Genomic DNA, 7882 nt, shown 5'->3' with positions numbered 1-7882 from the left:
CGGTCGCGGTCGGGCCACTGGGGATCGGCCGGGTTGTGCTTGAGGTGGTCGTTCCACAGCACCTCGGCGATGTCGGCCATGCCCATGGGGGCGCCCGGGTGGCCGGAGTTGGCCTTCTGGACGGCATCCATGGAGAGGGCGCGAATGGCATTGGCCAGTTCGAAACGGGACGGCATGGGGTAGCTCCTCGCCTGCGGCAGAATAAGCAATGGCACTGCCGGACCGAGGGGACTGGCCGGGCGTGCGCTCTGGCTGGGTGACGCCGCGGGACGGGCGGCGTGATCGAAATCGGGCGCCTATTGTCGCCGACTTGACGTTCGGCATCAAATGGCGGGTGTCAGCAGATAAAGGTAGGGTGTAGACTTCGCGACTGCCTATTGCCGTTACAAGAAGGGTCGAGGACGCCATGAGCGAATACTCCCTGTTCACTTCCGAGTCCGTATCCGAGGGCCATCCGGACAAGATCGCCGACCAGATCTCCGATGCGGTGCTCGATGCCATCATCGCTCGCGACAAGCACGCCCGGGTGGCCTGCGAGACCCTCGTGAAGACCGGCGTGGCCATCGTCGCCGGCGAGATCAGCACCTCGGCCTGGGTCGATCTCGAGGAGCTGGTGCGTCGGGTGATCCTGGACATCGGCTATACCTCATCGGATGTCGGCTTCGACGGCGAGACTTGCGGCGTGCTCAACCTGATCGGCAAGCAGAGCATGGACATCGCCCAGGGCGTGGACCGGGCCAAGCCCGAGGACCAGGGGGCCGGCGACCAGGGGCTGATGTTCGGCTATGCCACCAACGAGACGGATTCCTACATGCCGGCGCCGATCCACTATGCCCACCGGCTGGTGGAGCGCCAGGCCGAGCTGCGCAAGCACGGCCTGCTGCCCTGGCTGCGCCCGGACGCCAAGAGCCAGGTGACCTTCCGCTACGATGACAACGGCAAGCCCTGCGGCGTGGACGCCGTGGTGCTCTCCACCCAGCACGATCCGGGCATCGACCAGGAGGAGCTGCGCAAGATGGTGCGCCGCGAGATCATCGAGCAGGTGATTCCCGAGGCGTGGCTCACCGACTCTACCAAGTACCACATCAATCCCACCGGCAAGTTCGTCATCGGTGGCCCGGTGGGCGACTGTGGCCTGACCGGGCGCAAGATCATCGTCGACACCTATGGCGGCATGGCCCGCCATGGCGGGGGGGCCTTCTCCGGCAAGGACCCGTCCAAGGTCGACCGCAGCGCGGCCTATGCCGGTCGCTACGTGGCCAAGAACCTCGTCGCCGCGGGGCTGGCCGACAAGTGCGAGATCCAGATCTCCTACGCCATCGGCGTGGCCGAGCCCACCTCGATGTCGATCAACACCTTCGGCACCGGCCGGATCGACGACGAACGCATCATCGAGCTGGTACGCGAGCACTTCGAGCTGCGGCCCAATGCCATCACCCGCATGCTCGACCTGCTGCATCCGATGTATCGCCTGACCGCGGCCTATGGCCACTTCGGCCGTGAGCCCTTCGAGACCAGCTACACCTGGACCGACACCCAGGGGCAGGAGCAGACCGAGACCTTCCTGGCCTTCCCCTGGGAGAAGGTCGACAAGGCCCAGGCCCTGCGCGAAGCCGCCGGCCTGTAGGCGATCGCCTACAGCAAATGACAGGCCCCGCCGGCTTCGCCGCGCGGGGCCTGTTGCTATGGTCAGGGCACCGCTTCGCCGAGGATGCCCGCCATGCCTATCCTGCTGAGTCTTGTCGTCTGGCTGCTGGCCACGCCGGTGGCGGCCGCATCGGGCCCGGCCGATGCCTGCCCCGACTGGCCCGTGGCCCGCGCCGAGCGAGAACTGACGGTCCTGGAGCGCCGCCTGGCCGAATGGGACGACGCCTACTATCGCCGCGGCGAATCGCTGGTCAGCGACGACCTCTACGACCAGGCGCGGGACCGTTTCGCGCTGTGGCGGCGCTGCTTTCCCGAGGCGTCGTCGGATGCCGCGGTCGAGCCCCCGCCACCCCGGGCGGGCGATGCTCTCTCCCACCCGGTGCCCCAGACGGGGCTGGCCAAGCTCGCGGGCGAGCACGAGGTGCGCGGCTGGCTGGCGCGCCGCGATGACGCCTGGATACAGCCCAAGGTGGACGGGGTGGCGGTGACCCTGGTCTACGAGGAGGGCCGGCTGGTCAGGGCGATCAGCCGCGGCGATGGCCGCCATGGGCAGGACTGGACCCCGGCCGCCCGACGCATCCCCGCCGTGCCGAAGCGACTGGCGGCGCATGGTTCGCCGGTGCTTCAGGGCGAGCTCTACCTGCGGCTCGACGCCCATGTGCAGGCCGAGCAGGGCAGTGCCGGGGCGCGCAGTGAGGTGACCGGGTTGATGGCCAGGGACACCCTCGACGACGCCGATGCCGTCCGTATCGGGCTCTTCGTCTGGGACTGGCCGAATGGCCCGACGACCATGGGCGAGCGTCTCGCGGGCCTGGCCGAAATGGGGTTCACCGGCAGCGCGGCCCTGACCCATCCGGTCGATTCCCTCGCCGAGGTCCGGCACTGGCGGGAGGCCTGGTATCGGGGGCCGATGCCCTTCGCCACCGACGGCGTGGTGCTGCGTCAGGGCGGTCGCCCGGCCGGCGGCCAGTGGCGGGCCGAGCCGCCGGACTGGGCGGTGGCCTGGAAGCATCCTCCCCGGGAGGCGCTGGCCGAGGTGCGTGGCGTCGAGTTCCGCGTCGGCCGCACCGGGCGCATCACGCCGCTGCTGCACCTGGTCCCCGTGCGACTGGATAGTCGCGTCATCCGCCGGGTCAGCGTCGGCTCGCTCGCGCGCTGGCGGGAGCTGGACATCCGCCCCGGCGATCGGGTGGCCATCACCCTGGCCGGTCTGACCATTCCACGCCTCGAGGGCGTGGTCTGGCGGGGTGCCGAGCGTGCGCGGGTGACGCCGCCCGACGAGACGAGGTTCCATGCCCTGAGCTGTTGGCGACCGACCCCGGGCTGCGAGGAGCAGTTTCTCGAGCGGCTGGCCTGGCTCGGCGGCCAACAGGGGCTTGACCTGCCGGGTATCGGCCCCGGCACCTGGCAGGCGCTGCTGGATGCCGGGCTGCTCGATGACCTGCTGGCCTGGATGGCGCTCGACCCCGTGGCGCTGGTCGAGGTGCCGGGCATCGGCGAGACTCGTGCCAAGCGCCTGGTGGAGAGCTTCGCCCTCGCTCGTGACCGGCCTTTCGCTGCCTGGCTGTCGGCCCTGGGGCCACCACCGGGGCTCGAGCTCGGGGAGGATGCGCGCTGGGCCGGGCTGGCCACGCGTTCGGCAGCGGCATGGCGCAGGCGGCCCGGCATCGGCCCGGAGCGAACCGAGGGGCTGGTCGACTTCTTCGCCCATCCCGAGGTGCAGCGGTTGGCGGGGCGCCTCGGCACGGCCGGCGTCGAGGGCTTTGCGCGTTGATTGTCGGTGTCTTCGTTCCCTGCCTATAGTGAAGAGCACGCTTTTCGCACGAGATGAGGTGACGCATGAGCCAGTCCGCCGTATCCGCCTTGCAGGCCCAGGACTACAAGGTGGCCGATATCGCCCTCGCCGACTGGGGCCGACGCGAGATCCGCATCGCCGAGACCGAGATGCCGGCGCTGATGACGATCCGCGAGAAATACCGTGCGCAGCAGCCGCTGGCCGGTGCGCGCATCGCCGGCTGCATCCACATGACCATCCAGACCGCGGTGCTGATCGAGACCCTGATCGACCTGGGCGCGACGGTGCGCTGGTCGTCGTGCAACATCTTCTCCACCCAGGACCATGCCGCGGCGGCCATTGCCGCCGCCGGCATCCCGGTGTTCGCCTGGAAGGGCGAGACCGAGGAGGAGTTCTGGTGGTGCATCGAACAGACGGTGGAGGGCCCCGACGGCTGGGCGCCCAACCTGGTGCTCGACGACGGCGGCGACCTGACGGCGCTGTTGCATGAAAAACGCCCGGCGTTGCTCGACGCCATCCACGGCATCAGCGAGGAGACCACCACCGGGGTGCATCGCCTGCAGGAGATGCGGCGCGACGGTACCCTCAGGGTGCCGGCGATCAACGTCAACGACGCCGTGACCAAGTCGAAGAACGACAACAAGTACGGCTGCCGCCACTCGCTCAACGACGCCATCAAGCGCGGCCTCGACCACCTGCTGGCCGGCAAGCAGGCGCTGGTGGTGGGCTATGGCGACGTGGGCAAGGGCTCGGCGGCCTCGCTGCGCCAGGAGGGCATGATCGTCAAGGTCGCCGAGATCGACCCGATCTGTGCCATGCAGGCCTGCATGGACGGCTTCGAGGTGGTCTCGCCCTATCTCGACGGCATCAACCGCGGGGCGCAGAGCGTCGACCGCGCCCTGCTGGCCAGGATCGACCTGGTGGTCACCGCCACCGGCAATATCGACGCCTGCGACGCCGCGATGCTCGAGGCGCTGAAGAAGGGCGCTGTGGTCTGCAACATCGGCCACTTCGACAGCGAGATCGACACCGCCCACATGCGCCGCCACTGGCACTGGGAGGAGGTCAAGCCCCAGGTGCACAAGATCTACCGCGACAGCACCCCGGGCGACTTCGACCCCACCAGCAACGACTACCTGATCCTGCTCTCCGAGGGGCGCCTGGTGAACCTGGGCAATGCCACCGGGCACCCGTCGCGGGTCATGGACGGCTCCTTCGCCAACCAGGTACTGGCCCAGCTCCACCTCTTCGAGCGGCGTTTCGCCGAGCTGCCCGCAGGCGAGAAGCAGGCGGCGCTGACGGTCACCGTGCTGCCGCGTCATCTCGACGAGGAGGTCGCCCGCTACATGGTCGAGGGCTTCGGCGGGGTGATCACCCGCATGACCGAGGCCCAGGAGCGCTACACCGGCGTGCCGGCCCAGGGGCCCTTCAAGCCCGACAGCTATCGCTACTAGCCTGTACCCTGCTGACATGGCGACCCTGCCGGGTCGCCTTGTGCCTCCCCGTCCGGCCGATCACGCGAGGTTCGTCATGACCGTGGCTCGCCCCACCATCGAGGCGCGTGCCTATCCCGACCGCCAGCCTCACCGAGGTCGCCCTGGCCTGCGGCTTCGCCGATGCGGCGCATTTCTCGCGGGTCTTCCTGGCGCGGCATGAGTTCTCCCCGCGGCAGTGGCGCGGCCTTCAGCGCAGGCCGGTGAGCCACAGCAACCCCGCCAGATAGAGCGGGATCAGCAGCGGCGCGGCCAGGGTGGTCAGGAGCACGGCGATGGCGCCCTTCTCCGGGCGGATCGAGAGTTCCATCGCCACCACCACCACGTTGGCGGCCATCGGCACCACGCCGACCAGCAGCAGCGCCGCGGCCAGCTCCGTCGAGATCCCCAGGGTGGCCTGCAGGGCGAGCACCGCGATGCCGGCGAGCAGCGGCCACAGGCCATAGCGAACGACCACGCAGGCGCCGATGAAGCGCATGTCGAACTCCCGGATGGAGACCCGGCCCAGCGTCATGCCGATGATCATCATGCCGAGCAGGGTGTAGGTCGACGGGAAGACGTCGAGACCCGCCATCACCGCGGCCGGCACCGTCAGTCCGAGGCCGCTGACCAGCAGGGCCGCCAGGAAGGCATAGATCAGCGGCAGGCGGACGATCCTGGCCAGGCTCTGGCGCACCGAGAACTGTCCCCGGGCACTGAGGTAGTAGCCCACCGTGAATTCGTAGAGGGTGATGCCCAGCAGGCAGAACAGGTACTGAGTCACGCCCTCCGGCGGCAGCAGCACCATGGCGATGGGCAGCCCGAAATAGCCGGTATTGCCGGTGCCGGCGGAAAACGCCAGCACGGCGGCCTCCTGGGCGGGGAAGAAGGGCCGCGCCAGGCGGCCGACCGCGATGGCAAGCAGGCTGGCCGTCACGAACAGCCCCAGGGTCAGCAGCAGGTAACCCGGGGTGGGGCCGCCCAGGGTCAGGCCGCGAAAGAAGGTCAGCGGGGCGACGATGTAGATCAGCAGGGTGGCGATAGGGCGCGGGTCGATGGCCAGGCGTCGCGCGCACAGCCAGCCCAGGCCGACGAAGGCGAGCAGCATCCACAGGGGGCCCAGCAGGGCACCGGGATCGATGGTGTTCATGCAACCTCCCTGTCGAAAGCGCCATGATGCCTGCCCCTGGCGCCGAGGCCAACTTGAATGAAATCGATAGGTCGCCGCGAATCTTTCATTGGAGACGACGACCCGGAGTCGTCACAATGGCCGCATCATGCAGCCGTTTCATGAGGATCCCCGATGAGCACGCAGGAACACCCGCTGGGCATCAGCTTCGAGTTCTTTCCGCCCAACACCGATGCGGGGCGCGACAAGCTGATGGGAGTGCGCGATGCCCTGGCGGAGCGGCGCCCTCGATTCTTCTCGGTCACCTATGGCGCCGGCGGCTCTACCCAGGATCGCACCCTGCATACGGTGCAGGCCGTACGCCAGTCGGGCATCACCACCGCACCGCACATGTCGTGTATCGGCAGCGAGAAGGCGCGGTTGCGCGACCTGCTCACCCGCTACCGGGAGGCGGGCATCGACAGGCTGGTGGCCCTGCGCGGCGACCTGCCCTCGGGGATGGGCGGCATCGGCGAGCTGCGCTACGCCAACGAGCTGGTCGAGTTCATCCGCGCGGAGACCGGCGACCACTTCGAGATCGCCGTGGCCGCCTACCCGGAATCGCACCCCCAGGCTCCCAGCTTCGAGAAGGACCTGGAGAACTTTGCGCGCAAGATGAAGGCCGGGGCCGACTTCGCCGTCACCCAGTACTTCTTCAGCGCCGAGGCCTATTTCCACTTCGTGGAGCGTGCCCGTGCCCTGGGCGTGGAGGCGCCGATCGTGCCCGGCATCATGCCGATCACCAACTACACCAAGCTGGCGCGCTTCTCCGACGCCTGCGGCGCCGAGATTCCGCGCTGGATCCGCAAGCAGCTCGAAGCCTATGGCGACGACAGCGAGGCCATCGCCGACTTCGGCGAGGAGGTCGTGTCGCGGCTTTGCCAGCGGCTGCTCGATGGCGGCGCCCCGGGGCTGCACTTCTATACCCTCAACCAGGCTAAACCGACCCTGAGGGTGCTGGATAACATTGGTTGCTGAACCAGGCGTGGCCGGGCGTGCAGTCCGGCCTGCACTTCCCTCGTTACGCCGGCCTCAACCAGGCCGAACCGACCCTGAAGATTCTCGACAACCAGGCCAGATCCCTCCTGGCGGCTTTCCGGCCCAGTGTCTAGCCTTGTTCCTGCCTATCCATGGAATCAGGAATCAGGAGACGCTAGATGCGCCATGCCATTCTTCCGGGAGTTGCCGCTGCCTCCCTGCTGCTGGCGACCGCCAGCAGCCATGCCGATGAACCCCTCGAGGTCGAGATGCACCGGGTTGGTCCCGATGGCATCGAAGCGTCCGTCGGCACCATTACCCTGCAGGACAGCGACCACGGCCTGCTGTTGACGCCCGACCTGAGCGAGCTACCGCCGGGCATCCATGGCTTCCACGTCCACGCGAACGCCAGCTGCGAACCCGGCGAGGACGACTCGGGGCAGGCCGTCGCCGCCCGGCAGGCCGGCGGCCATTACGACCCCGATGAGACCGGCAGCCACCAGGGGCCCTATGGTGACGGTCACCGCGGCGATCTGCCGGTGCTGACCGTCGACGGCGATGGCCGGGCGACGCTGCCGGTGCTGGCGCCGCGACTCGGCCTCGACGACATGGAGGGGCGTAGCCTGATGCTCCACGCAGGAGGCGACAATTACGCCGACGACCCCGAACCGCTGGGCGGCGGCGGTGGGCGTATGGCCTGCGGCGTGGTCGGGTCCTGAGCGATTGATACCGGACGAGGGTAGCGAAGGAAAAAGGGCCCCGCCATCGTTGGCGGGGCCCTTCTGCTGATGCCGGGACGGCGTGAGGGTCAGCCGGAGGTGA

The 7882-nt window shown here is 68.7% G+C and carries 9 protein-coding genes; 7 read left to right on the top strand and 2 right to left on the bottom strand.

Annotated features, from left to right (window positions below; all coding sequences use genetic code 11):
• Positions 1-176 (bottom strand): hypothetical protein (locus CR157_RS23350; protein ID WP_146218658.1); only part of this gene is annotated, 176 nt, incomplete at its 3' end.
• Between the two features lie 230 nt (positions 177-406).
• Between CR157_RS23350 and metK the strand changes: the two genes are divergently transcribed.
• The 4 genes from metK to CR157_RS23345 all read left to right on the top strand — a co-directional run bounded on the left by metK (position 407) and on the right by CR157_RS23345 (position 5165).
• Positions 407-1627 (top strand): methionine adenosyltransferase, encoded by a 1221-nt coding sequence (gene metK, locus CR157_RS13535; RefSeq protein WP_110284067.1) that lies wholly within the window; start codon positions 407-409, stop codon positions 1625-1627.
• A 93-nt stretch (positions 1628-1720) separates the two neighbouring features.
• Entirely contained in the window at positions 1721-3421 is a 1701-nt protein-coding gene (gene ligB / locus CR157_RS13530) for an NAD-dependent DNA ligase LigB (RefSeq protein WP_110284066.1), read from the top strand.
• Between the two features lie 65 nt (positions 3422-3486).
• Entirely contained in the window at positions 3487-4896 is a 1410-nt protein-coding gene (ahcY, locus tag CR157_RS13525; RefSeq protein WP_110284065.1) for an adenosylhomocysteinase, read from the top strand.
• A gap of 107 nt (positions 4897-5003) precedes the next feature.
• On the top strand, positions 5004-5165 hold the full coding sequence (locus CR157_RS23345; protein WP_110284064.1) for a helix-turn-helix domain-containing protein: 162 nt from the start codon (positions 5004-5006) through the stop codon (positions 5163-5165).
• Here the strand turns inward: CR157_RS23345 and CR157_RS13515 are convergent.
• Positions 5126-6064 carry an AEC family transporter gene (locus CR157_RS13515; protein ID WP_110284063.1) on the bottom strand — a complete coding sequence of 313 codons (939 nt, stop codon included), beginning with the start codon at positions 6062-6064 and terminating at the stop codon, positions 5126-5128. The genes CR157_RS23345 and CR157_RS13515 overlap by 40 nt on opposite strands.
• A gap of 153 nt (positions 6065-6217) precedes the next feature.
• On the opposite strand from CR157_RS13515, the gene metF reads away from it, so the two are divergent.
• From metF to sodC, 3 genes are read left to right on the top strand one after another with little or no spacing between them, the layout of a single operon-like run.
• Positions 6218-7060 carry a methylenetetrahydrofolate reductase [NAD(P)H] gene (gene metF / locus CR157_RS13510; RefSeq protein WP_110284062.1) on the top strand — a complete coding sequence of 281 codons (843 nt, stop codon included), beginning with the start codon at positions 6218-6220 and terminating at the stop codon, positions 7058-7060.
• On the top strand, positions 7054-7194 hold the full coding sequence (locus CR157_RS22620) for a hypothetical protein (protein WP_181422066.1): 141 nt from the start codon (positions 7054-7056) through the stop codon (positions 7192-7194). The genes metF and CR157_RS22620 overlap by 7 nt, the downstream gene beginning before the upstream one ends.
• 45 nt (positions 7195-7239) lie before the next feature.
• On the top strand, positions 7240-7779 hold the full coding sequence (gene sodC, locus CR157_RS13505; protein WP_110284061.1) for a superoxide dismutase family protein: 540 nt from the start codon (positions 7240-7242) through the stop codon (positions 7777-7779).
• The last annotated feature ends 103 nt before the right edge of the window (positions 7780-7882 follow it).

It is taken from the genome of Halomonas sp. LBP4 (assembly GCF_003202205.1).
Lineage (GTDB): Bacteria > Pseudomonadota > Gammaproteobacteria > Pseudomonadales > Halomonadaceae > Halomonas > Halomonas flagellata.
The sequence above is the reverse complement of the archived record's forward strand: the minus strand, read 5'-3'. Positions and strand labels throughout refer to the sequence as shown.

Excerpts from the sequence above, each read along its gene's own strand:
- CR157_RS13515 (WP_110284063.1), bottom strand. The coding sequence starts at position 6,064 with ATGAACACCATCGATCCCGGTGCCCTGCTGGGCCCCCTGTGGATGCTG.
- metF (WP_110284062.1), top strand. The coding sequence starts at position 6,218 with ATGAGCACGCAGGAACACCCGCTGGGCATCAGCTTCGAGTTCTTTCCG.
- ahcY (WP_110284065.1), top strand. The coding sequence starts at position 3,487 with ATGAGCCAGTCCGCCGTATCCGCCTTGCAGGCCCAGGACTACAAGGTG.
- sodC (WP_110284061.1), top strand. The coding sequence starts at position 7,240 with ATGCGCCATGCCATTCTTCCGGGAGTTGCCGCTGCCTCCCTGCTGCTG.
- ligB (WP_110284066.1), top strand. The coding sequence starts at position 1,721 with ATGCCTATCCTGCTGAGTCTTGTCGTCTGGCTGCTGGCCACGCCGGTG.
- metK (WP_110284067.1), top strand. The coding sequence starts at position 407 with ATGAGCGAATACTCCCTGTTCACTTCCGAGTCCGTATCCGAGGGCCAT.